This is a genomic window from Maricaulis sp., assembly GCF_048270265.1.
Classification (GTDB): Bacteria; Pseudomonadota; Alphaproteobacteria; order Caulobacterales; family Maricaulaceae; genus Maricaulis.
The window spans coordinates 1-26,367 of record NZ_JBLWTD010000014.1; the positions used below are offsets into that span (position 1 = coordinate 1).

Sequence of the window (26,367 nt, forward strand, 5' to 3'; positions counted from 1 at the left end):
AGCTCGATGCGCCCGCCGATCCTGTCAGCGAGACGGTATCGTATTGATTGACGGTATTGGTCGGCTCGTCAGTGCGCACCGAGTTGGCGCTGTCGAAGTCCCAGCTCTCGCTGGCACCGGCGGCGGACCGGTTGCGTGTGTCCCGATTGTTTCAACCCTGCCTGTCCACCCCTTGCCGGGCTCGGCTATATTGGTGGCATCGGATGCGATGCGGGAGGTGCGGGTATCGTCAAAGCAGGGTCAAAGCCGGGTGAGGAATCGATATGCGATTGTTTTCACAGCGAGTTTTCAAGTGATTCGGGCGAATCTGCGGCAATGGAAGCGCACAGGAGGGCATCACCCGCGCCATATGAAGGTCATCCAGCAGCCACTCAAAGGCAGATCAGGGGCAACAGGGCGATCACTGCCGGCCGGCGCAGGCTCGATCACGCACGGCCGCTTGTGCAGCAGGTCCGGGACCGGTGCGGGGTGTCGAGATCGGGGATAGTGGCGGAGAGGAAGGGATTCGAACCCTCGGTACGCTTTTGGCGTACACTCCCTTAGCAGGGGAGCGCCTTCGACCACTCGGCCACCTCTCCACCTGCGGGTTTAGAATGCCCCGGCGGGGCTATCAAGCGCGAGTTGCGGCGATTTGCGATCCGATTGCAGGGGCGGGGTCCGCGAGACCCGCAATGGCTTGCCTGGCGACGGGCCTGGCGGCGCGCCGCCAGGGGCGGACGGGGTGGGGGCCGGACGGGTTCATCTTATTTTCGCCAGCTTTTGATTGACTCACACGCAAAGGTGGTGAAGCGTGGTTTTGTTCAATCTATGGGTAAAGGGGAAATGATATGATTTCAGGAAAATCGATACTCATCGCAGGCATTGCTGCCGCCCTCTCAATGGTCGCCGGGCCATCGGCGATTGCCGGCGCGGGCGATGCTGCGGCCATCCAGGATGTCGCCCAGCCGAGAATGCTCAGCGCGGCCGAGCTTGAGGCCTACCGCACGGGGCGGGTCCAGGAAGTGCCCGATGGCTGCTGGGTGTATTACAACCACTTCACGGGCGAATGCGGTGCAGTGATCTGCATTGCCCCCGGCGGCTGGCAATCAGTGCATGAATGCAGCGAGTTCGGCCTCTAGCCGAAGCCCCTGCCAGCCCGGCAAAAAGACACCCGGCTCGAGGATCGAGCCGGGTGTTTTCATTGATGGCCGGGACAGTCGCGGGAATTGATCCACGCCCGGCTCCTGCCGGGCCAGACCATCCCGCTTCCTGGCCTAGAAAAACGCCTGCAGACCGGTCTGGGCACGGCCCAGGATCAGGGCGTGGACGTCATGGGCGCCTTCATAGGTATTGACGGTTTCCAGATTGACCATGTGGCGCATGATCTGGAATTCCTCGGAAATGCCGTTGCCGCCGTGCATGTCGCGGGCCTGGCGGGCGATATCGAGGGCCTTGCCGCAATTATTGCGTTTGACGATCGAGATCATTTCCGGCGCGGCCTTGGCCTCATCCATCAGACGGCCAACGCGCAAGGAAGCCTGCAGGCCCAGCGCGATCTCGGTCTGCATGTCGGCGAGCTTTTTCTGGAACAGCTGGGTCTGGGCGAGGGGGCGTCCGAACTGCTTGCGGTCGAGCCCGTATTGCCGTGCCGCATGCCAGCAGAATTCCGCCGCCCCGAGCGCGCCCCAGGAAATGCCGTAACGGGCGCGGTTGAGACAGCCGAACGGGCCTTTCAGGCCGGAGACATTCGGCAGCAGCGCGTCTTCGGAGACCTCGACATTGTCCATCACGATCTCGCCGGTGATCGAGGCGCGCAGCGAGAGCTTGCCGCCGATCTTGGGGGCGGAGAGGCCCTTCATGCCCTTTTCCAGCACGAAGCCGCGGATCTTGCCGTCATGGGCATCCGATTTGGCCCAGACCACGAAGACATCGGCGATCGGCGAGTTGGAGATCCACATTTTCGAACCGTTGAGGCGATAGCCGTCAGCGGTCTTGGTGGCGCGGGTCTTCATGCCGCCGGGATCGGAGCCGGCATCGGGCTCGGTCAGGCCGAAACAGCCGATATATTCACCGCTGGCAAGCTTGGGCAGATATTTCATCCGCTGTTCTTCCGAGCCATAGGCATAGATCGGATACATCACCAGCGAGGACTGGACCGACATCATCGAGCGATAGCCCGAATCAACGCGCTCGACCTCGCGGGCGACCAGGCCATAGGCGACATAGCCCAGCTCGGCGCCGCCATAGGCTTCCGGAATGGTCGAGCCCAGCAGGCCCAGCTCGCCCATTTCGCGGAAAATGTCCGGATCGGTCCTTTCCTCGCGGAAGGCTTCGATGACGCGCGGCTGCAGCTTGTCCTGGGCATAGGAGCGGGCGGCATCGCGAACCAGGCGTTCTTCCTCGGTCAGCTGGTCGTCGAGGCGGAAGGCATCCTCCCAGTCGAAGGCTCCGAGATCCGGTGCATCCTTGGCTTTGAGCTTGGTCATTGATTGGTCGTCCCCGTGCCTGGTGCCGGATTGGCTTGCGTAAAATCCGGCTTCCGCTTGTCGAGAAAGGCGCGATAGCCTTCGTTGAAATCTGCGTGCGTGAAAGCCCCGGCGAACAGGGCCTTCGTGCTGTCATCGTCCGTGTCCTGGCCCGCCAGGACGCGCGCGATCATCTGTTTGGTGAATTCGGCCGAATGCGGTGACATGTCCAGCAATTGATCCACATATTCGTTGACCAGACGCTCGAGGCTGGCAGGCGCCGTGACCCGGTTGGCAAGGCCGCAGGCCAGCGCCTCGGCGGCGTCAAGCGTACGGGCCGAGAACAGCATGTCGCGGGCCATCGGCGCGCCGACCGTATCGACGAGGCGCTTGGTGTCGTTGAACGGGTAGATGAGCCCCATCTTGGCCGGCGTGATGGCGAAGCGGGCGCTTTCATCGGCAAAGCGCAGGTCGCAGGCCAGCGCCAGGCCGCAACCTCCGCCGACGCAGGCGCCGCGGACCATGGCCAGGGTCGGGTGCGGGAAGGCGGCCAGGGCGTCGAGCGCGGCAGCAATCTGGCGCGAATAGGCCTCGCCGCGTTCGGGGGTGGCGTAAACTTCTTCGAATTCCGAGATGTCCGCGCCCGAGGCAAAGGCATCGCCGGCGCCGCGCACGACCAGGACACGGCAGTCCTTGGCGATCCCGGCCAGCAGGCCGGGCAGGGCGGCCCACATCGCCTGGGTGAAGGCATTGCGCTTGTGCGGGCGATTGAGCACCAGTTCGGCAATGGCGCCGCGGCGTTGCAGCAGAAGCGTGTCGTCGAGCGGTTCGGTCATCGGCGCAAGATTTCTCATTCCGGAAGCGGTCAGACGCAGCGAGACATTGGTACCGCCGGGAAAACCAGCATAAACCTGTGGCATCGGTTGAGAGAAGCGCAGCGCTGCGTTTCTCGTGAAGACGGGCGGGGGAGAGCCTTATGAACCAGCAGACAGTCATCGTCCTGATCACGCTGGTGATCTATAATCTGGTTCTGGTCGGCGTTGGCGTCTGGGCCAGCCGCCGCAACAAGAATGAATCGGATTTCTTCGTCGCGAGCCAGGGGCTCGGCGCCTGGGTGGCCGGCCTGTCCTATGCCGCCTCGACGTCGTCGGCCTGGGTGCTGCTGGGCTTTACCGGCTTTGTCTACGCCACCGGCCTGTCGGCCCTGTGGATGGTGCCGGGGATCTGGGGCGGCTATGTCGCCGTCTGGCTCTGGTTCGGCAAGCGCCTGCGCGAGGAAACCGCGGCCGAGGGCCATGTCACCCTGACCGATTTCCTGGCCGCGAAATCGACTGGCCGCACGCGGGTCATGATCACGGGGCTGGCCTCGCTCTTCATCGTCTTCTGTTTCGTCTTCTATATCGCGGCCCAGTTCGGCGCCGCTGCCGCGGCCTTCGAAACCCAATTCCCCCTCAACCAGACCGAGGCGGTGATGATCGGCGCGGCGGTGATCCTGATCTATTCCCTGCTTGGCGGTTTCTGGGCGGTGAGCGTCACCGACATGCTGCAGGGCTTCATGATGGTGCTGGTGGCGCTGACCCTGCCGGTCGCCGCCCTGATCGCGGCCGGTGGTCCGGCGCAGGTCTTCGCCACCCTCGCGGCCGAGGCGCCGCCGGAATATCTCCAGTTCACCGGGGGGCGCGCCGGCCTGATGCTTGGCGGTTTCGTGCTCGGGGTCTGGGGCGTCGGCATCGGCGCGCTGGGACAGCCGCAATTGATGTCGCGCCTGATGGCGGTCAAGGACGAGGCGGCGCGCTATCGCGGCTTCGCCATCGCCATCGTCTGGGCCGTGATCATGTTCACCGGCATGACGGTTCTGGCCCTGGCCGGCCGCGCCCTGGTCGGCGGGGCAGAGAATGGCGAGAACCTCTTCTACCTCCTGGCCGGCGATCTCCTGCCGCCCATCCTGGCCGGCATCGTGCTCGCCGCCGTGCTGTCTGCGGTGATGTCGACGGTGGATTCCATCCTGCTCGTCGCCGCCGCCGCCATCGCCCATGATATGGGCCTGTCGCGGCGTTTTCCCGGCAGCGAGCTGACGGTGTCGCGTTTCGTGATGCTCGCCATCGCCCTGGTGGCGATCTGGATGACGCTGGCATTGCCGAGCACGATCTTCGCCCGCGTCCTGTTCGCCTGGGCGGCGCTGGGTGCCGCCTTTGGCCCGATCATCATCATGCGGGTGATGCGGCTGGAGCCGGGCGGCCGCGCCACGCTGGCGGCGATGGCGAGCGGCTTCGCCCTGACGGTTTTCTTCAACGCCATGGGTGCGGTCGATCCGGCGGGGCTGGATGGCGTGATGCTTGTGCTGTCCGACCTGTCTCGCCTGCCAGGCGACCCCTTCGAGCGCGTGGTGCCCTGGATACCGCCGCTGCTGATCCTGTGGCTGGGACGCCAGCGGGCCGGGTGAGGCGCGCCAGGCAGGCCCGGAGGCTGTGACGCGCTGCGTGGTGCGGTCGGTTTGCCATTCGCCTGCTACGCGAAACGCGGAACAAACAGCCCGTTTGGATTGTTGGTAAACCCGGCCAGTTTTATGGTTTTAGGGGGGATTTTTGTTTACCGGCTCGTTAACAACTGGTAATCGGTAAGGAAAGGTGCCGACTAATTACTGGTTTGTACAAGGCTAATTTTTATCAAAACGAAAGTTCCCAGGGGGCGTATATGTCATACCGATTTAAACTTCTTGCCGCGACGATTGTCAGCGGCACCTTGCTGGCAGGGGCTGCCGCGCCGGCATTCGCACAGTCGAGTGCCGATATGGCCCGCGAGCTGGCGAACGCCAATGCACGTATCCGTGACCTCGAGAATCAGATCAACAGCTCGGCCGATTATCCGCCGGCCCTGGCCGACGGCCAGTGCTTTGCGCGGGTTCTTGTCCCTGTTTCGACCCAGCCGGTGACCGAACAGGTCCTGATCCAGGCCGAAGCGACCCAGACTGTCGTGATCCCGGCGACCTATGAAACCGTGACCGACACGGTTCTGCTCGAGCCGGAGCGTGTTGAGCTGCGGATCATCCCGGCGACCTACACCACCGTCTATGACACCGTCGTCGTTGAGCCGGAACGCGTTACGCGCCGGATCATTCCTGCGACCTACCGCACGGTTACCGAAACGGTCGTGCTTGAGCCGGAACGCGTTGAGCGTCAGGTCATGCCGGTTGGCCGCCAGACGGTCACCGAAACGGTCGTCCTGCAGGCCGAGCGCATTGAACAGGTCGTTATCCCGGCCGTTTATGAGTCCTACACCGAACAGGTCCTGGTCCGTGATGCCTACACGACCTGGCATCCGTCGGCGCCGCTTTATGCGCGTGCCCGTGATGCCGGTGCCGCTCGTGCAGACGAGACTCCGGAAGAATATGCACGTCGCAACTTCTCCCGTTCGGAACTGCGCGAGCTGCCAACGGGTGAAATTCTCTGCCGGGTCGAAATTCCGGCTGAGTACGAAACCATTACCCGCCAGCGTCTGGTCCAGGCCGAGCGCGTCGAACAGCGCGTGATCCCTGCGGTCACCGAGCTGGTCGAAAAGAGCGTCTATGAGTCGACCATCCCGGGTGCACCAGGCACCGGCACCGGTACACGTGAAGATGCCTATTCGCGTGTTGTCGAGCGGGTCATTCCTGCCGTCACCGAGACGGTGACCCGTCAGGTCATCGATACGCCTGAACAGGTTGTCGAAGATGTCATCCCGGCGGTTACCCGCCAGGTCGCCCGCCAGGTTGTCGATACACCTGAGCAGGTGGTCGAGGATGTGATCCCGGCCCGTTATGAATCTGTCCGCGTCCAGCGCGTCGCCGTGCCGGGCCGCACCGAAACCCGCACCGTTCCGGCCGTGTACGAAACCCGTACCCGCCAGGTCGTTGTTGGTGGCGGCAATCTCGATTGGCGCGAAGTTCTCTGTGAGATCAACGCCACGCCTGAAGCCATCCGTCAGATCCAGATCGCGCTTCGCGATCGCGGTTACAACCCGGGTCCAATCGACGGCGTCATCAATGAGCGCACCTTCTCGGCGCTTGAGCGTTACCAGACCGACAACAACCTGATCGTTGGTCAGATCACCCGTGAATCGGTTGAGCATCTGGGCGTTCCTTACGCGCCTCTGACGGTCAATCTGTATTCGCCGGGCGTAGAATAAGACATTGGTCTCCGGTCGTATTTGCGGCCGGAGACCGATGACGGTTTGAAGAACACCGCTTTCGTGCGCCCCCGGGCGGCCGGGAGCGGTGTTTTTTTATGGGGTGAGGACGCGCGTGTTTCATCGAGGCATCATGATCGGGGCCAGACGCCCGCGTGCGGTGGCCGCGTTGTTGGGCCTGACCTTGAGCCTTCTGTCCGGCCTGCTGACTTCGCCGGCTGCGGCCGAGGATCCGGACCTCGTCTACGGCATCTATTTCCGCTCCGACTGGTGCCCCAATTGCGCGATCCTTGAACCCTCGCTCGAGCGCGCGCGGGCAAGGTCGCAGGGTCTCCCGCTGAAGCTTCTCGTTATCGACCTGTCGGCCAGCGAAGCGGACTTCCGGCTCGCCCTCGGCGAGGTGCTCGATCGGGGCCTGGCGCGCCATTACAACCAGTATTTCGGTCTGACCGGTTTTGTCCTCTATGCGGCTGCAGACACGGGCGAGGTGCTCGACTGTGTCACGCGGCTGCATGATGCCGACGCGATCGTTCGCGTGGAAAATCATGTTGTTGAGGCTGTTCGATCCCGGCCGCCCTATGATCGCGCGCCCGGCGGCGCCGCGCTGTGTCCCCCGCCCATGCGGGCGCCCCCGCCGCCGCTTCCCTGACCGGGTCACTCATCACTCCTCGCCAGCGCATTGCGGGGCGGGCCGTGTCTTGCCGGTGACGGGCCGCGCCGCTAGGATTGGTTTCATGAGCACGTTCATGCCTTTCCTGCGTCCGGCACGGCCAACAGGGCGAATTACGGGCCCGGTTCCGCATTGCGGACCGGGTGACCCGATTCCGTCCTGACCCGGGCGCGTGATGGCGTCCGTCACGCCATGGAGTGTTCATGCCTGCCCAACCGAAACTGCATCTCGTCTGCGGCAAGATAGCCGCCGGAAAATCGACCCTTTGCGAAGAACTGACCCGCGAGCCCGCCACGGTCCTCCTCCGCGAGGATGACTGGCTCTCGACCCTCTGGCCTGGCGAAGTCGCCTCGCTTGAGGACTATGCCCGCTGCTCGGCGCGGCTGCGCGCCGTGATTGGCCCGCACGTGGCGGAGCTGCTGCGTGCCGGTATCAGCGTGGTGCTGGACTTTCCGGCCAACACGCTCCCCGCACGGGCCTGGATGCGATCCATCATTGATGAGGCGGGCGCCGCCCATACGCTGCACTGGCTCGATCTCGACGACGAGACCTGCAAGGCGCGGCTGCGCCAGCGCAATGCGGCGGGCGAGCATGCCTACGCGGCCAGCGAGGCCGAGTTCGACCTGTTCACACGCTATTTCGTCCCGCCGGGACCGGAGGAGGGGTTTGATGTGGTGGTGCGTCGCGAGTGAGCGCCGCCCCCTGCGACACCCAGCCCCTTGACGTGGGGCTCGTCCCGTAACACCAAGCCGGAATGATCGCTGAACTCGGCCAGGCCGCCCTCATTCTCGCTTTTGTCGTCGCGCTGTTGCAGGCCGTGCTCGGTTTTACCGGCGTGGCGGTGCGTGACCCGGTGTTTCATCGCTTTGCGCGCTCAGGGGCGATTGTCCAGTTCGTGCTGGTGGCCTCGGCCTTTGCCTGTCTGACGGCGCTGTTTGCGGTGTCGGATTTCTCGGTTCTGGTGGTGGCGCAGAATTCGCACACGCTCAAACCGCTGATCTACAAGCTCTCCGGCGTCTGGGGCAATCATGAGGGCTCGATGCTGTTATGGGCCCTGATCCTGACGGCCTATACCGCTGCCCTGTCACTGTTTGCACGCCATGTGGCGCCGCGCCTGATCACGCTGACCTTTTCGGTGCAATCGCTGGTCACGGCCGCCTTCCTGGCTTTCCTGATCTTCACCTCCAATCCGTTTGCGCGGCTATGGCCGGTGCCGCTTGACGGTGCCGATCTCAATCCGCTGCTGCAGGACCCTGGCCTCGCGACGCATCCGCCCATGCTCTATGCCGGCTATGTCGGTTTCTCGATCACCTTCTCCTTTGCGGTTGCGGCGCTGATCGAGGGCCGCGTCGATGCGCGCTGGGCCCGGATCGTGCGGCCCTGGGCGCTGACCGCCTGGACCTTCCTCACCATCGGCATCGCGCTCGGTGCCAGCTGGGCCTATTACGAACTGGGCTGGGGTGGCTGGTGGGCCTGGGATCCGGTCGAAAACGCCTCCCTGATGCCCTGGCTGGCCGGCACCGCCTTCATCCATTCCCTGCGGGTGATGGAGAAGCGCGATACGCTCAAGGCCTGGACCATCCTGCTGGCGCTGGTCACCTTCTCGCTCTCGCTGGTGGGGACCTTCCTGGTGCGCTCCGGCGTCATCACATCGGTGCACGCCTTCGCCGTCGATCCGCAGCGCGGCGTGTTCATTCTCGGTATCCTGCTGCTGGTCATCGGCGGATCGCTGGCGCTGTACGGCCTGCGCGCCGGTCACCTCAAGCCGACCGGCGTGTTCGCCGAAGTCAGCCGCGAAAGCACCCTGCTGGTCAATAATCTCTTCCTTGCCGCAGCTTGCGCCCTGGTTTTCTTCGGCACTTTCTATCCGCTCTTCATCACCACGGTTTCGGATGAAACCATCTCGATCGGGGCGCCGTTTTACCACGCGACCTTCATCCCGATGATGGCGGTTCTGTTCGTCCTGATCCCGGTCAGCGCCATGCTGGCCTGGAAGCGCGGCAAGCTCGGGCCCATCGCGCGCAAGCTCACCCCCGCCTTCATCGCCGCCATTGCGGCCGGACTGATCGCGCTCTGGGTTGCCGAACGCGAGGCCGTGGCCGGCGCGATCGGCACGGCGCTCGCCGTCTGGGTCGGACTGGGCGTCCTGCTCGACCTGAAATCGCGGCTGAAACTGTTCGAGGTCGATTTCGCCGCCAGCTGGGCGCGCGCCAAACGCCTGCCAGCGGCGATCTGGGGCATGACCGTGGCCCATCTCGGCATCGCCGTCCTGATCTTTGCCGTGACCGGTGTGAGCGCCTGGAAGGATGAGGGCAGCGCCTTCCTGATGCCGGGCCAGTCGATGGAGCTGGACGGCTATGTGATCGAACTGGTCGATGTCGTGCGCAGCGACCGCGAGAATTTCGTCTCCCAGGCCGGCACGCTGGCCATTTCGCGCGACGGGCGCGAGCTGGGCCATATGGTCGCCGAACGGCGCTTCTATCCCGTGCGCGAGATGGCGACGACGGAATCGGCGATCCGCGCCCGGCTCGACGGCGACCTCTATGTCACGATCGGCGAGGGCGTCGAGGGCCGCGGCTGGGCCGTACACGCCTATATCTATCCCTTGGCCGTCTGGTTGTGGATTGGCGCCGCCTTGCTGGCGCTGGGCGGATTGCTGGCGCTCGGTGACCGTGGCCGCCGCGCCCTGAGCGCCCGCGCCCCGGTGGCGCGAGAGGCGGAGGCGCCGTGATGGGACGCTGGCTCGCCTTCATGCCGCTGGTCTTGTTTGCCGTCCTGGCCGTCTATTTCGGCCTGGGACTGCGCGAGGACCCCGGCGCGATCCCGTCACAGCTGATCGATGAACCGCTGCCGGCTTTCGAGCTTGCTCCGGTCGTCGGCGCCGAGGCGGGCCTGGCCAATACCGATCTGGCCGGTCATGTAAGCCTGCTCAATGTGTTCGGCTCCTGGTGTCCGCCCTGCGCCATCGAGCACCCGATGCTGATGCAGATCGCGCGCTCGGGCATCGTGCCCATCTACGGCATCGACTGGCGCGATACGCCGGAAGCCGGCGCCGCCTGGCTGGAACGGCATGGCAATCCCTACACCGCTGTCGGGCTTGATCCGGACAGTCATCTGGCGATCGATCTGGGTATTACCGGCGCGCCGGAGAGCTTTCTGATCGATCGCGACGGGCGTGTGCGCTATCGCCATGTCGGCATCATCACCGACACCGACTGGACGCAGACCCTGCTGCCCCTGATCCGGGAGCTGGAGGCCGAATGATGCGTATCCTGATCGCCTGCCTCGCCCTGGTGCTGACGCCCGCCGCATTGGCCGCGCCATCGCCCGACGAGGCCTATGCCGACGCGCAGATGGAACATCGCGCCCGCTCGCTTTACACGCAATTGCGCTGCGTGGTTTGTCAGAGCCAGAGCATTGACGAGTCCAATGCCTCGCTGGCGCAGGACATGCGGGTCGTGGTGCGTGAGCGGCTCGATGCCGGTGACAGCGATGCCGAAATTCTCGCCTATATGCAGGCGCGCTACGGCGATTACGTGCTGATGCTGCCGCCACTGCAAGCCAATACGCTGGTGCTCTGGGGACTGCCGATCTTCATCCTGCTGGCTGGTGGCCTGCTGGTGTTTGTCTTCATCCGGCGGCAAGCCCGTGCGCTGCCGGCCGAATTGACGTCCGAGGAAGAGGCGCAACTGGCCGCCCTGATGGAAGAGGAAGGCCAATGATGTTGTGGATCCTGATCGCGCTGATGGCCAGCCTCACGGTGGCGGCGCTGGTGATGCCCTTCATGCGCCGGTCCGGCGCGGAGGAAGGCGACGGGATGGGCGCGTTTTCCGGGCAGCTGGACGAATTGGCGCGTGACCGCGAACTCGGTCTGATCGATCCCGACCAGGCCCGCGCTGCCGAGATCGATATCAAGCGCCGCCGTCTGGCCGCTTCGGCGCGTGATGACCGGGAGGGCGAGGGCGCCGCGAACCCGCTGGTACGGCAGATGGCGATCATCGCCTGCGGGCTCGGCGGCATCGCGGCCGTCGCGATCTACATGGTCATCGGCAGCCCGCTCCTGACCGGCGCCGTCGAGCCGGAGCCTGTTGAAGTGTCCGAGGACATGCGCGCCGTGATCGACCAGGTCGAGACCCTGGCGGCGCAGATGGAGGCCAATCCCGGCAATGCCCAGGGCTGGGCCGTGCTGGGCCAGGCCTATCTTGGTCTTGGCCGATACGGGGAAGCGGCGGACGCTTTTGAGCAGGCGATCGATATCGTGCCGGATTCGGCTTTCCTCTTTGCCTCGCTCGGGCAGGCAATCCTGTTTGGCGAGAATGGCAATATGACGCCGGCGGCCCGCGAGGCCTTTGCGCGAGCCCTCGATATTGAACCGTCAGACGTGCGGGCGCGCTTCTTCATGGCGGAAGCGCAATATCAGGCTGGTGAGCGGGAGGCCGCGCTGTCGGCTTGGCAGGCCCTGCTGGCCGAGACGCCGGACGATGCGGCCTACAGGGCTATGATCGAGGCGCGGCTGGCGAGCTTGTCGCCGGAGCCGGAACCGTCTGAATAGGGGAGCAGGGCAGGGGCGAACCGGGATTCAGTCCGGATCGGGCTCTAGTCCAGATTGCGGCGGCCAAATTCAGGCCCCGGACGGGATGCGTCATCGCGGACCCAGCTGACGAACATGTCGACCTGGCGTTCGGCTTCAATCTGTACGGATTCAGGAATCTGGGTGTGTTGCACAACCCGATCGCGCAGGCTGGCCGGGCAGGCCGCTGCGATTGCTCCTGCGGTCGCGAAGACCGCAAACATCACGAGTGCGTTTTTCATCAAGCTTTCCCCAGCTGTGAATCAATCCGTCGGATGCATTACAGAAGCTTAATGAAGGCGGCAGGTCCATCCCGACTATCGATAACAAGGCGGATTTGTGGCCATCCGGTGGCCAAAATCCGCACTTTTCGCCGGTTGAGCCGGTTTCCCGCGTTGTGTCAGCGACAGTCCTGAAGGTATCGGCATGCAAGGGCCGGCGGTGCGGCCAGTCATAAAACATCCCGAAAATGGCGTTGGTGGCTTTGGAAAAGTGAAAGGGTGACGCTATACCCTCACCGCAAGACCGGCGCTGTTCAGGTGAGCTGCAGCCATAACTCGGATAGGCATTTGATGGTGGCAGATCAGAACAGGGGCGAGGCTCCAGGCCGATCACATGCCTATCAGACCGTGCTCGACCTGGTCCGACTGAGCTCGGTCGGCCACGCCGATCACGGGCGCGCCATTCTCGAGATCCTGCAGCGCGTCAAAGCCCATTTCGATTTGCCGCGTGCGGCGGTTTGCCAGATCCAGTCCGGGCGCTACTCGGTCGAGTATATCATTGACGATACGGGGCAATATGCGGTCGGGGACACGCTGGACCTGGCCGGGAGCTGGTGCCAGCAGGTTGTCGAACTCGACCAGACCATCATGGCCGCCTGTGCTGCCGGAAGTGAGTATGAGCGCTATCCGGGGTTCCGCACCGGAAACGCCCAGGCTTATGCCGGCGCGCGTATCCTGGTGGATGGCCAGCTTCACGGCACGCTCAACGTCACGGCTGACGCCGCGCGCCAGACCCCGTTCGATGCGGATGACCGCAATGTGCTGGAGACGGCCGCAGCCCTCGTGGGCCACCATGTTTCGCTGCAGCAGGCCGAAGCGCGATTTGACCTCGCCGTTCGTGGCTCGAGTGCCGGTTTGTGGGACTGGGACATGATCGGCAATTCGGTCTACTGGTCGCCGCGCTGTTACGAATTGCTGGGAATGGATCCGGCGACTCACACGCCGCAGGTCGGGGATTTCACCGACTTGCAGCACCCGGATGAGCGCGAGGCGATGGCCGAGGCGATCGAGCGCCATCTCAAGGATCGTGTGCCCTACAGGATCGAGCACCGCATCCGTCATGCCGACGGTCACTTTATCTGGGTGCATTCGCGCGGCCAGGCGGTGTGGGACCGGGCCGGTGTGCCGCAACGCATGGCCGGGTCGATCGAGGATATCACCGAGCGCAAGCGGGACAGTGAAGCGTTGCTCCGCAGCGAGGAGCGCTATGAGCTCGCCGTTCGTGGCACCGGTGTGGGAATCTGGGACTGGGATGTCGCGAGCGGATCCGTGTTCTGGTCGGAGCAACTCAAACGCATCCTCGCTCCGGGCATCGCGGAACCGGAATTGTCGATCGAGAAATTTGCCGCGCGCATCCATGAAGACGATCGTGACCGCGTCCTCGACATGCTGCAGCGGCACCTGGCGCGCGAAACCGAGTATCGCGTCGAGTACCGCAATCGCCTGCCGGACGGACGCGTGATCTGGGTGCACACGCGCGGCCAGGCCATCTGGAACGAAAATGGCGAGCCGGTGCGCATGGCCGGCTCCTGCCATGACATCACCGAGCGCAAGGAAGCCGAGATGCGCATGGCCTTGCAGGCCGATGAGCTGCGCCGCACCAATCGCGAGCTGGAGCAATATGCCTCGATCGCCTCGCATGACCTGCAGGAACCCCTGCGCAAGATCACCAGTTTCGGCGCCCTGCTGGCGCGGGACTATTCGGGCAGCATGGATGAGCGCGGCCGCATGCTGATTGACCGGATGGTCGACGGCGCGCAGCGCCTGCGCCAACTGATCCAGGACCTGTTGAGCTATTCGCGGTCCTCGAATGACGAGATGCAGTTCGCGGATGTGCCGCTGTCTGTGCTGGTCGAGGATGTGTGCAATGATTTCGAGCTCACCATCGCCGAAACCGGCGCGACGATCACCTGTGAGAGCGATGCGGTCCTGCGCGGCGATCCGCTCCTGCTGCGCCAGCTCTTCCACAACCTCTTGAGCAATTCACTCAAGTATCGCGGCGAGGCACCGCCACAGGTGAGCTTCGAGGCGAGGCAGACAGACGACGGTTCAAGCTGGCAAATCCTGGTCCGTGACAATGGCATCGGCTTCCCCAGCCGCTATGCCGAACGTGTCTTCGAGATGTTCAAGCGCCTGCACCCGCGCGATGCCTATCCGGGCACCGGGATCGGTCTGGCCCTGTGTCAGCGTGTCGTCGAGCGTCATGGCGGGCGCATCCGGGTGGAGAGTGAGCCGGGGGTGGGCACCGGCTTCCATATCGAGTGGCCGCTGGACCCGGCGGAGGAGGTCATGGGCATCGCGGCCGGTGCCGGTGAGACGCTCCCCTCGTAAACTATGATTTGACCTATGCAGTGAGATTGTCGACATTTCCTGCGACCCACCCCATGTTATCCATATCTGAAATCCAACAATGAGTTTGACCCTATGAAGCCTGACAGTCCTGTAATGACGCGATCCATGTCGATAATCCGAACTTGGGGTACGCTCAACTGGGCCAGTGTTTTCTCGGTTATTCTCTATCCGGTTCTGGGGGTTGCGCTGTTGGTGACCATGGTCGTGCTCGGCCTGGCGCTTGAGGGGCTGACCCTGCACTGGTGGTATGCACCGCTTGGCCTGGCTGTGATGGCTGCGACGATCTTCCTCTGCAATATGGGGATCGGTCCCTTGCACCGGATCTGGCAACACCGCGCCGGCGAGATCAAATGGCCGGCCCAGGTCATCTTCATGTTCAATTGCATCCTGGCGATGCAGGGTTCGCTGAAAGACTGGGTGAACTATCATTCCCAGCATCACCGCTTTGCCGACAATCCCGGCGACCCCCACAATCCCTTTGAGAGCAAGGTCTGGGCCTGGATGGGCTGGATCCTGTGGCGTGATTCTGCCGATCTCGAACGTCCGATGCCGGTCTGGCTGAAGGAAAACAAGGTCGTCCTGTTCGCTGACCGTTTTCACGTCTCGCTTTCGCTGGTGATGCATTTCCTGATTCCGGGCCTGGTCTATCTGGCTGTCGCCCTGAGCGGCGGGTCGCTGATCCTGCTCGCCCTGCTGCATGCCTGTGTGATCATTGGCCGTGGCATCCAGTTCCACGCCACCACGCTGGGTGTGAATGTCTTCGGCCATCTGGAAACGCCGAAATGGGTTGATTACCTGCTGGCCCTGCTGACCGGCGGCGAAGCCCTGCACGATCACCATCATGAATTCCCGCGCAGCGCATTGCATTTGCCCAAGCGCGGCATCTGGAACCGGATTGTCGATTATAACGGCACCATGCTTCTGGTCCTGCGCCGTCTCGGCCTGGCCAAGAATCTGGAAATCGCGCCACAATTCGCCTGATCCGGCCGCGGTCGCGTAACAATCAGCCCCGGCAATCCTGCCGGGGCTTTTGATTGTCTGCCCGTCGCGGCGTCGGGTGCGGGCCCGTTTTTCCGCGCGGGCAGGCGGTTCCGGGGCAGGTGCTGGCCAGTGGGCCGGATTTGCATCCCGTATATGCGAAAATGGAAGTTGAGGCCTGCCGTTGCCGGCACTGATTTTTCGCAGAAAAGGCTATGTTGAAGCATGGACCGGGTGGCGGATCGGCGTTAGCGTCTGCATCAAAGCTTCATACCGAATGTTCGATAATGACAAATAAGTCGCGACAGACTGGGGAGAAACATGCCGGATCTTGATACCTTCCGCGCCGAGACGCGCGCCTGGCTTGAAGCCAATTGCCCGGACGAAATGCGCCGCCCGATGAAAGCCGAAAGCGATGCGGTCTGGGGCGGCCGCAAGGCGGTCTTCCAGTCGGACGCGCAGAAAACCTGGCTCGATCGCATGGCCGCCAAGGGCTGGACTGTGCCGGAATGGCCGGTTGCCTATGGCGGCGGTGGTCTCTCGAAAGACGAAGCCAAGGTGCTGCGCGAGGAAATGGGACGCATCAAGGCGCGCTCGCCCCTGGTCTCCTTCGGCATCTGGATGCTTGGGCCGGCGCTGCTCAAATACGGCAATGAAGAGCAAAAGCTCGAACACCTGCCCAAGATCGCCCGCGGTGAAATCCGCTGGGCCCAGGGCTATTCCGAGCCGAATGCCGGCTCCGACCTCGCGGCCCTGATGACCAAGTGCGAGGACAAGGGCGATCATTACCTCGTCAATGGCCAGAAAATCTGGACCTCCTATGCCGACCAGGCTGACTGGATCTTCGTGCTGGTGCGCACCGATTTCGCCGCCAAGAAGCATGAAGGCATCAGCTTCATCCTCGTCGACATGGATCAGCCCGGCGTCACCACCAAGCCGATCAAGCTGATCTCCGGCAAATCGCCCTTCTGCGAGACCTTCTTTGATGATGCCCGCGCCGAGAAGAAAAATCTCGTCGGCGAAATCAACAAGGGCTGGAGCATCGCCAAATACCTGCTCACCCATGAGCGCGAGATGATTGGCGGCACGGGCGCCGGAACCGGCACCATGCGGCCGATGGGCGATGTCGCCATCCAGCAGGTCGGGCTCAATGAGCACGGCCAGCTGTCCGATCCGGTCCTGCGCACCGATGTCGCGCGCGCCGAGATCGATGGTCTGGCATTTCTGGCGACGATGGAGCGCGTCACCGAAGAGGCCAAGTCCGGCCAGGGCGTGGGCGCCAATTCCTCGATGCTGAAATATTACGGCACCGAGCTCAACAAGCGCCGGCTTGAATTGATGATGGACGGCTCGGGCCATGACGGTCTGGCGTGGGATGGCGATGGCGATGTGGCGCGGCACTGGTTGCGCACCAAGGCCAATTCGATCGAGGGCGGAACCTCCGAGGTTCAGCTCAACATCATCTCGAAACGCATTCTCGACCTGCCGAGCGCCTGAGGAGACATCACATGGCAATGCTGCTGAATGAAGAACAAGGCATGCTCAAGGATGCCGCCAAGGGGTATCTCAAGACGTCGGCTCCGATCAGCCAGTTGCGCAAGCTGCGCGACACGGAAAGCGCCGATGGTTTTGATCGCAAGACCTGGAAGGACATGGCCGAAATGGGCTGGGCCAGCGTGCTGGTGCCCGAAGACCATGGCGGTGTCGCCATGGGCCATGTCGCCGCCGGTGTGATTGCCGAGGAAATGGGCCGCACTCTGACCGCTTCGCCTTTCCTGTCGACCGCGATCCTGGGCGCCACGGCGCTGTCGCGTTTTGGCAGCGAGTCCCAGAAGGCGGAATTCCTGCCGCGTCTGGCCGCCGGTGATTTTCTCACGGCCCTGGCTGTCGACGAGACCCATAAACACAATCCCTCGACCGTAACCACGACGGCGCAGCGCTCGGGCAATGGCTTCAAGCTCGATGGCCGCAAATCCTTCGTCGCCGAAGGCCATGTCGCCGACATGCTGATCGTCTCGGCCCGCACGGCCGGCGCTGATGGCGAGCCGGAAGGCATCACGCTCTTCCTGGTGCCGCGTGAGGCCGCGGGCGTTTCGGTTGAACGCGCCTCAATGATCGATAGCCGTAACTCGGCTGCGATCACGCTTGAGGGCGTTGAGGTCACCGCCGATGCCGTCCTCGGCGAGGTCGATGGCGGCTATACGGCGCTGGAAGCCGTGCTTGATGCCGGACGCGCCGGTCTGGCGGCCGAAATGTCCGGTTCGGCGCAGGAATGCCTGGGCCAGACGCTCGGCTACCTGCGCGAACGCAAGCAGTTCGGCGAAATCATCGGCACCTACCAGGCGCTGCAACATCGCGCCGCGCATCTCTATACCGAGATCGAGCTGGGCAAATCCATCGTCCTCAAGGCGTTGCAGACTCTGGACATGGCGCCCGACCATGCTGCGATGATGGTCTCGGCGGCGAAGTCGAAACTGGGCCAGGTCGCCCAGCTTGCGGCCCGCGAGGCGATTCAGATGCATGGCGGTATCGGCATGACCGACGAATACGATATCGGCTTCTTCATCAAACGCGTCCGCGTCGCCGAAGCGATGTATGGTGATGCCAATTACCACACCGACAAGTTCGCACGTTTGCGCAAATACTAAGCCGGTCAAGGCCGGGGAGGGCCGATATGGATTACACAGGAAAAGTGGTCGCGATCACGGGCGGTGCCCGCGGGATCGGCCTGGCCATGGCCAAGGCCTTTCACGAACGCGGCGCGAAAGTCGCGATCGCCGATCTGGAGGGCGCTGAACAGGCGGCCAAACAGTTCGACGGCTATGGCGCCCGCGTCGATGTCACAAGGGAGGCCGATATTGCGGCTTTCCTGATCCAGACCGAGGACCGTCTCGGGCCTGTCGATGTCTATGTCTCCAATGCCGGCATCCTGCGCACCGACGAACCGAGCTGGGATGCGGCTGGAGCCGACGACAAGGCGTGGCATGACAGTTTCGAGGTCAATGTGATGGGCGCCGTGCGTGGTGCGCGTCAGGTCTGGCCGCGGATGAAACCGCGTGGCGGCGGCGTTTTCGTCCTGGTCGCTTCGGCGGCCGGCCTGCTGGCCCAGATCGGCGCCTCCTCCTACAGCGCCAGCAAGCACGCTGCCGTCTCCTTCGCGGAGAGCCTGGCGATTGCCCATGGCGATGAAGGTCTGCAGGTTGTCTGCGTCTGTCCGCAGGCGGTGCGCACTGATATGCTCGGCGGCAGCGAGGATGGCGGTATTGCCGGTGCTGACGGGATTGTCGAGCCGTCAGACGTCGCCGAGGCGATGCTGGCTGCGATCGAGAACAAGCATTTCCTGGCCTTTTCGCATCCGAAGGTCGCCGATTACGAAGCCTTGCGGGCCACCCAGCGGGATCGCTGGCTCGGCGGCATGCGCAAGTTCCGCCGCATGATGGTCAGCGAGCGCGGCCGGCCGGTCTAGGCTGACGCCGCGCCCACGAAACACACCAAACCAGATATTCACGGGAGAGATGAGATGGACTTAGGTATTTCAGAGCGGGTCAAGCCGCTGATCGAGCAGGTTCGGGCCATGGTGCGCGACGAAATCCTGCCGCTCGAGGATGAGTATCATGCCGAGGTTGGCAAGGCCGCCGGCGGCGAACGTTTTGCCTTTACCGACCGCCAGATCGAAATCCGTGAAACCCTGAAAGCCAAGGCCCGCGAACGCGGCCTGTGGAATTTCTGGCTCACCGGTTCCGATCGCGGCTATGGTCTGACGACGCTGGAATACGCCTATCTCGCCGAGGAAATGGGCTGGTCCTTTCTCGCACCGGAAGTCTTCAACTGTTCCGCGCCGGACACCGGCAATATGGAAGTCATCGAGCGCTATGGCTCGACGGCGCAAAAGGAACGCTGGCTCTCCGATCTGCTCGAGGGCAAGAAGCGCTCCGCCTATCTGATGACCGAGCCGGATGTGGCGTCGTCGGATGCGACCAATATCGCCTTCTCCGCCGTGCTTGATGGCGATGAGTGGGTCCTCAATGGCGAGAAATACTGGGCCTCGGGCGCCGGTGACCCGCGCTGCGCCGTCTATGTACTGATGGCCCGCACCGAAGGCGAAGAGGCCGGCCGCCATGGCCGTCATTCGCAATTCCTCGTCGACGCCGCCACACCGGGTATCGAGCTTCTGCGTCCGATGACCGTGTTCGGTCATGACGACGCGCCACACGGCCATATGCATATCCGTTTCACCAATGTGCGCATTCCCAAGGACGCGATCATTCTCGGCCGCGGCAAGGGTTTCGAAATTTCCCAGGGCCGGCTTGGACCTGGCCGCATCCACCACTGCATGCGCGCCATCGGCCAGTCGGAGCGGGCGATGGAACTGATGTGCCGCCGCGCTGTCTCGCGCACGGCCTTCGGCCAGAAGCTCGCGCGTCTCGGTGCCAACAAGGACATCATCGCCGAACGCCGCATGGCGATCGAACAGGCGCGTCTCCTGTGCCTGAAGGCGGCCTGGATGATGGACCAGGGCGATGCCCGCGCGGCAGCCCCCTACATCTCCCAGATCAAGGTCATCGCACCGCGCGTGGCGCTGGAGACGGTCGACGAGGCGATGCAGATGCATGGCGGTACCGGTGTCTCCCAGGATACGCCGCTGGCCAGCATGTGGGTCGGCCTGCGCACCCTGCGCTTTGCCGATGGTCCTGACGCCGTCCACCGCATGGTGATCGCGCGCCAGGAGCTCAAGCGCTATGTCAACGAGGCGATGGAGGGCTGAATGGCGGATCGCAAACCGGCCCCGTCGCGTGACCAGGTCGACAAGGTCGTCGAATTCATCGTCGCCAACGAACCCTTGTTCGCTGTTGGTGAAATCGAGAATTTCGGCGTCAAGCAACGCGGTTATGTCAATGCGCCGCCGGACCTTCGCTTCCTCCTCGCTACCGCGGCCGAGTTCAAGGACAAGACAGCGGTCGTGTTCGAGGACCAGCGCTGGACCTATGGCGAGCTGGTCGGCAAGGCCATCGCGGTCGCCAACGGGCTGATCGAGCGCCATGGCGTCACCCCGGGAACGCGCGTTGTCCTGGCAATGCGCAACTGCCCGGAATGGATGGCGTGTTTCCTCGGCATTATCGCCGCGGGCGGCGTTGTCGTGCCGATGAATGGCTGGTGGACCAGCGAAGAGGTCGGTTATGGCCTGCGCGACAGTGGCGCCAAGATCGTCATTGCCGGCTCGCGGCAGGCCGAGCGCATGCTGCCCCATCTCAAGAGCCTTGATCTCACCCTGATCGGCATTCGTGCCGGGGTTGAGGGCTGTACCGACAGTTTTGATGCCCTTGTCGCCGCGGGGGCCGGCAAGCCGGCACCGGAACTGACCATCGACACCGATTCCGACTTTGCGATCTTCTACACCTCCGGTTCGACCGGTGCGCCCAAGGGCGCGGTGTTGACGCATCGCGGTGCGGTGACGGCGGTTATGTCCTACGGCCTGCTCGGTGCAGCGATGAAGCATGCCATGGGCGGAACCGATCATTTTGGTGACAATCCTGGCGTCCTGGTCGCAGTGCCGCTTTTCCATTGCACCGGGTCGCACGCGGTCTTCATGACCTCGCTGCTCTCGGGCCGGAAAATGGTGCTGATGCGCAAATGGGATGCGGCCAATGCCGTCGATCTGATCGAACGCGAACAGCTCACCAATATGGTCGGTGTGCCGACCATGTCGCACGAGGTGACGCTGGAGGCGGAACGCCGCGGCGTGCATCTCGACAGTCTGATGGATATGGGTTCGGGCGGCGCCAAGCGGCCTGCAGCGCATGTCGAACGCCTCGCCAAGGTCTTCCCGCAGGCCTGGTCGAGTTCGGGCTACGGCCTGACCGAGACCAATGCCCTGGGCGCCTACAACAATATGGCGGAATACCAGGCCAAGCCGGGCTCCTGCGGCCGCGCCGTTCCGGCGGTGACCGAGATCAAGATCGTCCGGCCCGATGGCTCGACGGCGCCGGCCGGTGAGCCGGGCGAGGTCTGGATCAAGTCGCCATGCCTGTTCAAGGGTTATCTCAACCAGCCCGAGGCGACGGCAGAAGTGCTGACCGAGGATCGCTGGTTCAAGACCGGTGATGTCGGCGTGCTCGATGACGAGGGCTTCCTCTCCATCGTTGACCGGCTCAAGGACATGGTGATCCGCGGCGGCGAGAATATCTCCTGCCTGGAAGTGGAGGGCGCCCTGGCGGCCCATCCCGATATCATCGAGGCGGCCGTGATCGGTATTCCTGACGAACGGCTCGGCGAGCGCGTTGGCGCGGCGATCCTGCTGCGGGAGGGCGCGACGCTCCACAATGACGAGATCGACGAATTCCTGAAGCCGCATCTGGCGGCCTTCAAACGTCCCGCTCACTACTGGCGTCTCGACGCGCCACTGCCACGCGGCGGCACCGGCAAGGTCGACAAGCCGGGCTTGAGAAAACAGCTTCTGACCGACGGAGACATAGACTGATGGCCAGCACCAAACCTGCGGATCTCGCCAAGCATATCGGCCAGGAAATCGGCCTGTCCGACTGGATCGAGCTTGACCAGTCGCGCATCGACCAGTTCGCCGATGTCACCGAGGACCATCAATTCATCCACCTCGATCCCGAGCGCGCCGCGAAGGAAACCCCGTTTGGCGGCACGATCGCCCACGGCTTCCTCTCGCTCTCCATGCTCTCGCGCATGGCGATGGACATCGCCTTTACGCTCGAAGGCATGGCGATGGGGATCAATTACGGCTTCGACAAGGTGCGTTTTCTGGTGCCGGTCAGTTCCGGCAAGAAAATCCGGGGCCGTTTCGTGCTCGAGGACGCGGTTGAGAAGAATCCGGGCCAGTGGATGTTGCGCTTCGGCGTCACGGTCGAGATCGAAGGCGAGGACAAGCCCGCCCTTATTGCCCAATGGCTGACGATGCAGGTCGTCGCCTAACGCCCATTTTCGGAGACATGATATGAGTGAAATTCGTTTTGATGGCCGTGTCGCCGTCGTGACCGGCGCCGGCAATGGTCTCGGGCGTTCCCACGCCCTGGCACTCGCTTCGCGCGGTGCCAAGCTTGTCATCAATGACATGGGCGGGTCGGTCGACGGTGTCGGCTCCGGCTCGGCGGCCGAGGATGTCGCCGCGGAAATCCGCGCCGCTGGCGGCGAGGCGATCTCGCACACTGCCAATGTCACCAAGGAAGACGAAGTCGCCGACATGGTCGCCGAGGCGATGAAGGCCTTCGGCCAGGTCGATATCCTGGTCAATAATGCCGGCATCCTGCGCGACAAGAGTTTCGCCAAGATGGACATGGCGGATTTCAACGCCGTGACCGCCGTGCATCTCACCGGTTCGGCCATCTGCACCAAGGCGCTCTGGGATCACATGCGCGAGCGCCAGTATGGCCGCATCGTCATGACCTCGTCGTCGTCGGGCATTTACGGCAATTTCGGTCAGGCCAATTACGGCGCCGCCAAGATGGGCCTCGTCGGCTTCATGAACGTCCTCCACCTGGAAGGCGCCAAATACGGCATTCGCGTCAATGCCCTGTCGCCGACGGCCGCAACCCGCATGACCGAAGGCCTGATCCCGGACGAAGCGCTCAAGCTGATGACGGTTGAGAGCGTCTCGGCCGGCCTGGTCTATCTGGTCAGCCATGATGCGCCTTCGCGCCTGGTGCTGTGCGCCGGAGCCGGTGGCTATGCCGCGACGCGTGTCTACGAGACCGATGGCATCTATCTGCCGCCGGAGCAGCAGACACCGGAAAATGTCGCCGCCAATATCGACGCCATTATCGACCCGGCCGGCCAGCAAATGTTCGAGCAGGGCGGTCAGCAGACGATGAAATTCCTCGCCAAGGCTGCCGCTCATTTCGGCGTGAAACTGGGCTGATCCGTGCATCTTTTTGACCAATCCACGGCTTTGAAGCGAATCTCGGGCGATATGTCCGAGGTTCGTTTCGAAGGCATGGCGACCGAGCATTTCAAGAATATGATCGGCCCCTATGGTGGCTGGAGCGCCGCGGTCATGGCCAAGGGCCTGATCGAGGCGGCCGGTCCGGAGATGGAGCTGGTCTCGATCACCACCGATTTCCTCGCCGGGGCTCGCGAAGGCCCGATCACGCTGGATGTTGTCTGTGATCGTGGCGGCAAGAATACGCAATTCTGGAATGCCTCCCTGACCGCTCAGGGCGACAAGGGACCGTCCAACCGGGCGATGGGCATCCTGTCGCGTCGCCGCGAAACCCTCGCCTGGACCGAGGGCTCGCGCCCCGATGCGCCGCCGCCCGAGGATTGTGATCGCGCCATCCTGCCCATGGCCTGGTCACGCACGGTCGAGATGCGGCCGACGCAAAGCCCGCCCTTCGGCAAGGGGCTCGACCGGACCGATAACCTGGCCTGGATCCGCCTCGATCCGGACCGCCCGCTCGACCCGGTGGCGCTCGTAGCCCTGGCTGATTCGCCGACGCCACGCCTGTTCTTCGTCACGGGCGAACCCGGCATGGTCGCGACGGTCTCGATGACCGTCTATCTCCATGCCAGCCCCGAGGATTATGCCGCAGTCGGCACCGACTACATGCTCATCGAAACCCATGCCGCCCGCGGCGGACGCGGTTTCTACGACCAACATGCGCGGATCTGGAGCCGCGACGGACGCCTGCTGGCCACAACCCAGCAAATCGTCTGGTACAAACAACCCACAAGGAGTGAAACCCATGCGTGAAGCTGTCATCGTATCCACGGCGCGTACCCCGATCGGCAAGGCCTATCGCGGCGCCTTCAATGCCACCTCCGGCCCGACCCTGGGCGGTCACGCCATCGGCGAAGCGGTCAAGCGCTCCGGTGTTGATCCCAGCGAGATTGACGATGTCGTCATGGGCTGTGCCATGCAGATGGGCACCACGGGCCGCAATATCGCCCGCAACAGCCTGATCCGCGCCGGCCTGCCCGACACGGTCGCCGGCATGTCGATGGACCGTCAGTGTGCCTCGGGCATGATGGCGATCGCCACGGCGGCCAAGCAGATCATTACCGATGGCATGAAGGTCACCGTTGGCGGCGGGCTGGAGAGCATTTCCCTGGTCCAGACCGACAAGATGACCAAGAACTGGGATGTCGATCCCTGGATCATCGAGAACAAGCCCGACCTCTACATGTCGATGCTGGAAACGGCTGAAGTCGTCGCCGATCGCTATGGCATCAGCCGTGAGCGCCAGGACGAGTATGCCGCCCAGTCGCAGGCCCGCACCCATGCGGCCCAGCAGGCCGGCCGTTTCGATGCCGAGATCGTGCCGCTGCCGACGACGATGAAATTCATGAACAAGGAAACCGGCGAGGTCCAGGACATCGAGGTCACGCTGGAAAAGGACGAGGGCAATCGCCCGGGCACCTCGGCCGAGATGCTCGGTGGTCTCAAGCCGGTCTTCGCCAATGGCATGCGCATCAAGGAAGGCAAATACATCACGGCCGGCAATGCTTCCCAGCTCTCCGACGGCGCCTCTGCCGCGGTGATGATGGAAGCCAAGGACGCCGAGCGCCGCGGCATCGAGCCGCTCGGCATTTATCGCGGCATCGCGGTTGCCGGTACCAATCCGGACGAAATGGGCATCGGCCCGGTCTTCGCGATCCCGAAACTGCTCAAGGCCAATGGCCTCAAGATGGATGATATCGGCCTGTGGGAGCTCAATGAGGCTTTCGCTGTCCAGGTCCTCTATTGCCGCGACAAGCTGGGCATTCCTGACGAGCTCCTGAACGTCGATGGCGGCGCGATCTCGATCGGTCACCCCTACGGCATGTCCGGCGCCCGCATGGTCGGTCACGCCCTGATCGAGGGCAAGCGCCGCGGTGCCAAATATGTCGTCTGCACCATGTGTGTTGGTGGCGGCATGGGCGCAGCCGGCCTGTTTGAGGTGGCGTAATGCGCGCGCTGTACTGCCGGGAATTCGGACCGGAAGCCGGCATGAAGGTCGAGGAGATCGACACGCCGACCCTGCCGGCGGCGCATGTGATGATCGACGTCAAGGCGGCGGGGCTCAACTTCCCCGACCTCTTGTGCGTGCGCGGCGAATACCAGTTCAAACCGCCCCTGCCATTCGTGCCGGGCGGTGAGGGGGCGGGTATCGTCACCGCACTGGGCGAGGGCGTCACCAATGTCGCTGTCGGTGACCGCGTCTGTTTCAACGGGCTGACCGGCGCTTTCGCCGAACAGGTCGCGGCTCCGGCCGGTGCTGTCGTCAAGATCCCCGACAGCATGTCCTTCGAGGAGGGCGCTGGTCTGACGGTGGTCTATGCGACCTCCTATTACGCCCTGAAACAGCGCGCCAAACTCCAGCCGGGCGAAACCCTGCTGGTCCTCGGTGCGGCCGGCGGTGTCGGTCTGGCAACGGTCGAGCTCGGCAAGGCGATGGGCGCGAAAGTCATCGCCTGTGCCTCCAGCGACGAGAAACTCGCAGCCGCCAAGGCGCACGGCGCCGATGAAGGCATCAACTACACCAGCGAAGACCTGCGCGCCCGGATCAAGGAGATCACCGGCGGCAAGGGCGTTGATGTGATCTATGATCCGGTCGGCGGCGATTTCGCTGAAACCGCCTTCCGCTCCATCGCCTGGGAAGGCCGTCACCTGGTGATCGGTTTCGCCGCGGGGCCAATCCCCAAACTCCCGCTCAACCTGCCGCTCCTCAAGGGCGCGTCGGTTGTCGGCGTGTTCTGGGGGGCCTGGGCGATGCGCGATCCGGCGGCGCATTATCAGAACATGGCCGAGCTGTTCGAGATGTTCGAAGCCGGCAAGATCAAGCCGCATGTCGCCGGGCGATACAAGCTCGACGATTTCCTCGCCGCCTTCGGCGAGCTGTCCGGCCGCAAGGCGATCGGGAAAGTGGTTCTGGTTCCGTAGGGACCGGCGAGACAGACATGAAAAGG

24 protein-coding genes and 1 tRNA gene are annotated in these 26,367 nt (G+C 63.6%); 21 read left to right on the top strand and 4 right to left on the bottom strand.

Annotation, left to right across the window (positions count from 1 at the left end; all coding sequences use genetic code 11):
• Positions 1-487: 487 nt before the first annotated feature.
• A tRNA-Ser gene (locus ACN0YF_RS08965) sits at positions 488-578 on the bottom strand.
• 249 nt (positions 579-827) lie between these two features.
• Here ACN0YF_RS08965 and ACN0YF_RS08970 point away from each other — a divergent pair.
• A complete protein-coding gene (locus ACN0YF_RS08970; RefSeq protein WP_417482107.1) occupies positions 828-1,118 on the top strand; it encodes a hypothetical protein in 291 nt (96 codons plus the stop codon).
• A 135-nt stretch (positions 1,119-1,253) separates the two neighbouring features.
• On the opposite strand, the gene ACN0YF_RS08975 is transcribed toward ACN0YF_RS08970, so the two are convergent.
• Both ACN0YF_RS08975 and ACN0YF_RS08980 read right to left on the bottom strand, forming a co-directional pair.
• Positions 1,254-2,465: an acyl-CoA dehydrogenase gene (locus ACN0YF_RS08975; RefSeq protein WP_417494118.1), complete on the bottom strand. Its 1,212-nt coding sequence runs from the start codon at positions 2,463-2,465 to the stop codon at positions 1,254-1,256.
• Positions 2,462-3,280, bottom strand: a complete 819-nt coding sequence (locus tag ACN0YF_RS08980) for an enoyl-CoA hydratase-related protein (RefSeq protein WP_417494119.1) — start codon at positions 3,278-3,280, stop codon at positions 2,462-2,464. Before ACN0YF_RS08980 ends, ACN0YF_RS08975 begins: the two co-directional genes overlap by 4 nt.
• 140 nt (positions 3,281-3,420) lie before the next feature.
• Between ACN0YF_RS08980 and ACN0YF_RS08985 the strand changes: the two genes are divergently transcribed.
• The 8 genes from ACN0YF_RS08985 to ccmI all read left to right on the top strand — a co-directional run bounded on the left by ACN0YF_RS08985 (position 3,421) and on the right by ccmI (position 11,830).
• Positions 3,421-4,887 carry a sodium/proline symporter gene (locus ACN0YF_RS08985; protein WP_417482110.1) on the top strand — a complete coding sequence of 489 codons (1,467 nt, stop codon included), beginning with the start codon at positions 3,421-3,423 and terminating at the stop codon, positions 4,885-4,887.
• A gap of 251 nt (positions 4,888-5,138) precedes the next feature.
• The gene (locus ACN0YF_RS08990; protein ID WP_417482111.1) at positions 5,139-6,608 is read left to right on the top strand and encodes a peptidoglycan-binding protein; all 1,470 of its coding nucleotides are present in this window, start codon (positions 5,139-5,141) and stop codon (positions 6,606-6,608) included.
• A 160-nt stretch (positions 6,609-6,768) separates the two neighbouring features.
• The gene (locus tag ACN0YF_RS08995) at positions 6,769-7,257 is read left to right on the top strand and encodes a hypothetical protein (protein ID WP_417494120.1); all 489 of its coding nucleotides are present in this window, start codon (positions 6,769-6,771) and stop codon (positions 7,255-7,257) included.
• Positions 7,258-7,481: 224 nt separating this feature from the next.
• Positions 7,482-7,970 carry an AAA family ATPase gene (locus tag ACN0YF_RS09000; protein ID WP_417494121.1) on the top strand — a complete coding sequence of 163 codons (489 nt, stop codon included), beginning with the start codon at positions 7,482-7,484 and terminating at the stop codon, positions 7,968-7,970.
• A 62-nt stretch (positions 7,971-8,032) separates the two neighbouring features.
• Complete coding sequence (locus tag ACN0YF_RS09005; protein ID WP_417482114.1) at positions 8,033-10,009, top strand: heme lyase CcmF/NrfE family subunit; 1,977 nt, start codon at positions 8,033-8,035, stop codon at positions 10,007-10,009.
• Complete coding sequence (locus tag ACN0YF_RS09010) at positions 10,009-10,542, top strand: DsbE family thiol:disulfide interchange protein (RefSeq protein ID WP_417494122.1); 534 nt, start codon at positions 10,009-10,011, stop codon at positions 10,540-10,542. The genes ACN0YF_RS09005 and ACN0YF_RS09010 overlap by 1 nt, the downstream gene beginning before the upstream one ends.
• Positions 10,539-11,000, top strand: a complete 462-nt coding sequence (locus ACN0YF_RS09015) for a cytochrome c-type biogenesis protein CcmH (protein WP_417494123.1) — start codon at positions 10,539-10,541, stop codon at positions 10,998-11,000. The genes ACN0YF_RS09010 and ACN0YF_RS09015 overlap by 4 nt, the downstream gene beginning before the upstream one ends.
• Positions 10,997-11,830, top strand: coding sequence for a c-type cytochrome biogenesis protein CcmI (ccmI, locus tag ACN0YF_RS09020; RefSeq protein WP_417482117.1), 834 nt, complete (start codon positions 10,997-10,999; stop codon positions 11,828-11,830). The genes ACN0YF_RS09015 and ccmI overlap by 4 nt, the downstream gene beginning before the upstream one ends.
• Positions 11,831-11,874: 44 nt before the next feature.
• Here ccmI and ACN0YF_RS09025 read toward each other — a convergent pair whose 3' ends face one another.
• Positions 11,875-12,090, bottom strand: coding sequence for a hypothetical protein (locus ACN0YF_RS09025; protein ID WP_417494124.1), 216 nt, complete (start codon positions 12,088-12,090; stop codon positions 11,875-11,877).
• Positions 12,091-12,420: 330 nt separating this feature from the next.
• On the opposite strand from ACN0YF_RS09025, the gene ACN0YF_RS09030 reads away from it, so the two are divergent.
• The 12 genes from ACN0YF_RS09030 (at position 12,421) to ACN0YF_RS09085 (ending at position 26,341) form a co-directional block, all read left to right on the top strand.
• Entirely contained in the window at positions 12,421-14,460 is a 2,040-nt protein-coding gene (locus ACN0YF_RS09030; protein WP_417494125.1) for a PAS domain-containing protein, read from the top strand.
• Positions 14,461-14,586: 126 nt separating this feature from the next.
• Complete coding sequence (locus ACN0YF_RS09035; RefSeq protein WP_417494126.1) at positions 14,587-15,462, top strand: acyl-CoA desaturase; 876 nt, start codon at positions 14,587-14,589, stop codon at positions 15,460-15,462.
• A 318-nt stretch (positions 15,463-15,780) separates the two neighbouring features.
• Positions 15,781-16,956 (top strand): acyl-CoA dehydrogenase family protein, encoded by a 1,176-nt coding sequence (locus tag ACN0YF_RS09040; protein WP_417482121.1) that lies wholly within the window; start codon positions 15,781-15,783, stop codon positions 16,954-16,956.
• Positions 16,957-16,967: 11 nt separating this feature from the next.
• The gene (locus tag ACN0YF_RS09045; protein WP_417494127.1) at positions 16,968-18,107 is read left to right on the top strand and encodes an acyl-CoA dehydrogenase family protein; all 1,140 of its coding nucleotides are present in this window, start codon (positions 16,968-16,970) and stop codon (positions 18,105-18,107) included.
• Positions 18,108-18,133: 26 nt separating this feature from the next.
• Positions 18,134-18,925 (top strand): SDR family oxidoreductase, encoded by a 792-nt coding sequence (locus ACN0YF_RS09050; RefSeq protein WP_417494128.1) that lies wholly within the window; start codon positions 18,134-18,136, stop codon positions 18,923-18,925.
• A gap of 54 nt (positions 18,926-18,979) precedes the next feature.
• Positions 18,980-20,224 carry an acyl-CoA dehydrogenase family protein gene (locus ACN0YF_RS09055; protein ID WP_417482124.1) on the top strand — a complete coding sequence of 415 codons (1,245 nt, stop codon included), beginning with the start codon at positions 18,980-18,982 and terminating at the stop codon, positions 20,222-20,224.
• On the top strand, positions 20,225-21,937 hold the full coding sequence (locus ACN0YF_RS09060; protein WP_417482125.1) for a class I adenylate-forming enzyme family protein: 1,713 nt from the start codon (positions 20,225-20,227) through the stop codon (positions 21,935-21,937).
• Entirely contained in the window at positions 21,937-22,398 is a 462-nt protein-coding gene (locus tag ACN0YF_RS09065) for a MaoC family dehydratase (RefSeq protein WP_417482126.1), read from the top strand. The genes ACN0YF_RS09060 and ACN0YF_RS09065 overlap by 1 nt, the downstream gene beginning before the upstream one ends.
• Positions 22,399-22,420: 22 nt before the next feature.
• Positions 22,421-23,341, top strand: coding sequence for an SDR family NAD(P)-dependent oxidoreductase (locus ACN0YF_RS09070; RefSeq protein WP_417482127.1), 921 nt, complete (start codon positions 22,421-22,423; stop codon positions 23,339-23,341).
• 51 nt (positions 23,342-23,392) lie between these two features.
• Positions 23,393-24,172: an acyl-CoA thioesterase gene (locus ACN0YF_RS09075; RefSeq protein ID WP_417482128.1), complete on the top strand. Its 780-nt coding sequence runs from the start codon at positions 23,393-23,395 to the stop codon at positions 24,170-24,172.
• Entirely contained in the window at positions 24,165-25,367 is a 1,203-nt protein-coding gene (locus tag ACN0YF_RS09080; protein WP_417494129.1) for an acetyl-CoA C-acyltransferase, read from the top strand. Before ACN0YF_RS09075 ends, ACN0YF_RS09080 begins: the two co-directional genes overlap by 8 nt.
• Positions 25,367-26,341, top strand: a complete 975-nt coding sequence (locus ACN0YF_RS09085) for an NADPH:quinone oxidoreductase family protein (RefSeq protein ID WP_417494130.1) — start codon at positions 25,367-25,369, stop codon at positions 26,339-26,341. The genes ACN0YF_RS09080 and ACN0YF_RS09085 overlap by 1 nt, the downstream gene beginning before the upstream one ends.
• The last annotated feature ends 26 nt before the right edge of the window (positions 26,342-26,367 follow it).

Coding starts and splice junctions, on each gene's coding strand:
- ACN0YF_RS08970 (WP_417482107.1), top strand. CDS start 828: ATGATTTCAGGAAAATCGATACTCATCGCAGGCATTGCTGCCGCCCTC.
- ACN0YF_RS08975 (WP_417494118.1), bottom strand. CDS start 2,465: ATGACCAAGCTCAAAGCCAAGGATGCACCGGATCTCGGAGCCTTCGAC.
- ACN0YF_RS08980 (WP_417494119.1), bottom strand. CDS start 3,280: ATGACCGAACCGCTCGACGACACGCTTCTGCTGCAACGCCGCGGCGCC.
- ACN0YF_RS08985 (WP_417482110.1), top strand. CDS start 3,421: ATGAACCAGCAGACAGTCATCGTCCTGATCACGCTGGTGATCTATAAT.
- ACN0YF_RS08990 (WP_417482111.1), top strand. CDS start 5,139: ATGTCATACCGATTTAAACTTCTTGCCGCGACGATTGTCAGCGGCACC.
- ACN0YF_RS09000 (WP_417494121.1), top strand. CDS start 7,482: ATGCCTGCCCAACCGAAACTGCATCTCGTCTGCGGCAAGATAGCCGCC.
- ACN0YF_RS09005 (WP_417482114.1), top strand. CDS start 8,033: ATGATCGCTGAACTCGGCCAGGCCGCCCTCATTCTCGCTTTTGTCGTC.
- ACN0YF_RS09010 (WP_417494122.1), top strand. CDS start 10,009: ATGGGACGCTGGCTCGCCTTCATGCCGCTGGTCTTGTTTGCCGTCCTG.
- ACN0YF_RS09015 (WP_417494123.1), top strand. CDS start 10,539: ATGATGCGTATCCTGATCGCCTGCCTCGCCCTGGTGCTGACGCCCGCC.
- ccmI (WP_417482117.1), top strand. CDS start 10,997: ATGATGTTGTGGATCCTGATCGCGCTGATGGCCAGCCTCACGGTGGCG.
- ACN0YF_RS09025 (WP_417494124.1), bottom strand. CDS start 12,090: ATGAAAAACGCACTCGTGATGTTTGCGGTCTTCGCGACCGCAGGAGCA.
- ACN0YF_RS09030 (WP_417494125.1), top strand. CDS start 12,421: ATGGTGGCAGATCAGAACAGGGGCGAGGCTCCAGGCCGATCACATGCC.
- ACN0YF_RS09035 (WP_417494126.1), top strand. CDS start 14,587: ATGTCGATAATCCGAACTTGGGGTACGCTCAACTGGGCCAGTGTTTTC.
- ACN0YF_RS09040 (WP_417482121.1), top strand. CDS start 15,781: ATGCCGGATCTTGATACCTTCCGCGCCGAGACGCGCGCCTGGCTTGAA.
- ACN0YF_RS09045 (WP_417494127.1), top strand. CDS start 16,968: ATGGCAATGCTGCTGAATGAAGAACAAGGCATGCTCAAGGATGCCGCC.
- ACN0YF_RS09050 (WP_417494128.1), top strand. CDS start 18,134: ATGGATTACACAGGAAAAGTGGTCGCGATCACGGGCGGTGCCCGCGGG.
- ACN0YF_RS09055 (WP_417482124.1), top strand. CDS start 18,980: ATGGACTTAGGTATTTCAGAGCGGGTCAAGCCGCTGATCGAGCAGGTT.
- ACN0YF_RS09060 (WP_417482125.1), top strand. CDS start 20,225: ATGGCGGATCGCAAACCGGCCCCGTCGCGTGACCAGGTCGACAAGGTC.
- ACN0YF_RS09065 (WP_417482126.1), top strand. CDS start 21,937: ATGGCCAGCACCAAACCTGCGGATCTCGCCAAGCATATCGGCCAGGAA.
- ACN0YF_RS09070 (WP_417482127.1), top strand. CDS start 22,421: ATGAGTGAAATTCGTTTTGATGGCCGTGTCGCCGTCGTGACCGGCGCC.
- ACN0YF_RS09075 (WP_417482128.1), top strand. CDS start 23,393: ATGTCCGAGGTTCGTTTCGAAGGCATGGCGACCGAGCATTTCAAGAAT.
- ACN0YF_RS09080 (WP_417494129.1), top strand. CDS start 24,165: ATGCGTGAAGCTGTCATCGTATCCACGGCGCGTACCCCGATCGGCAAG.
- ACN0YF_RS09085 (WP_417494130.1), top strand. CDS start 25,367: ATGCGCGCGCTGTACTGCCGGGAATTCGGACCGGAAGCCGGCATGAAG.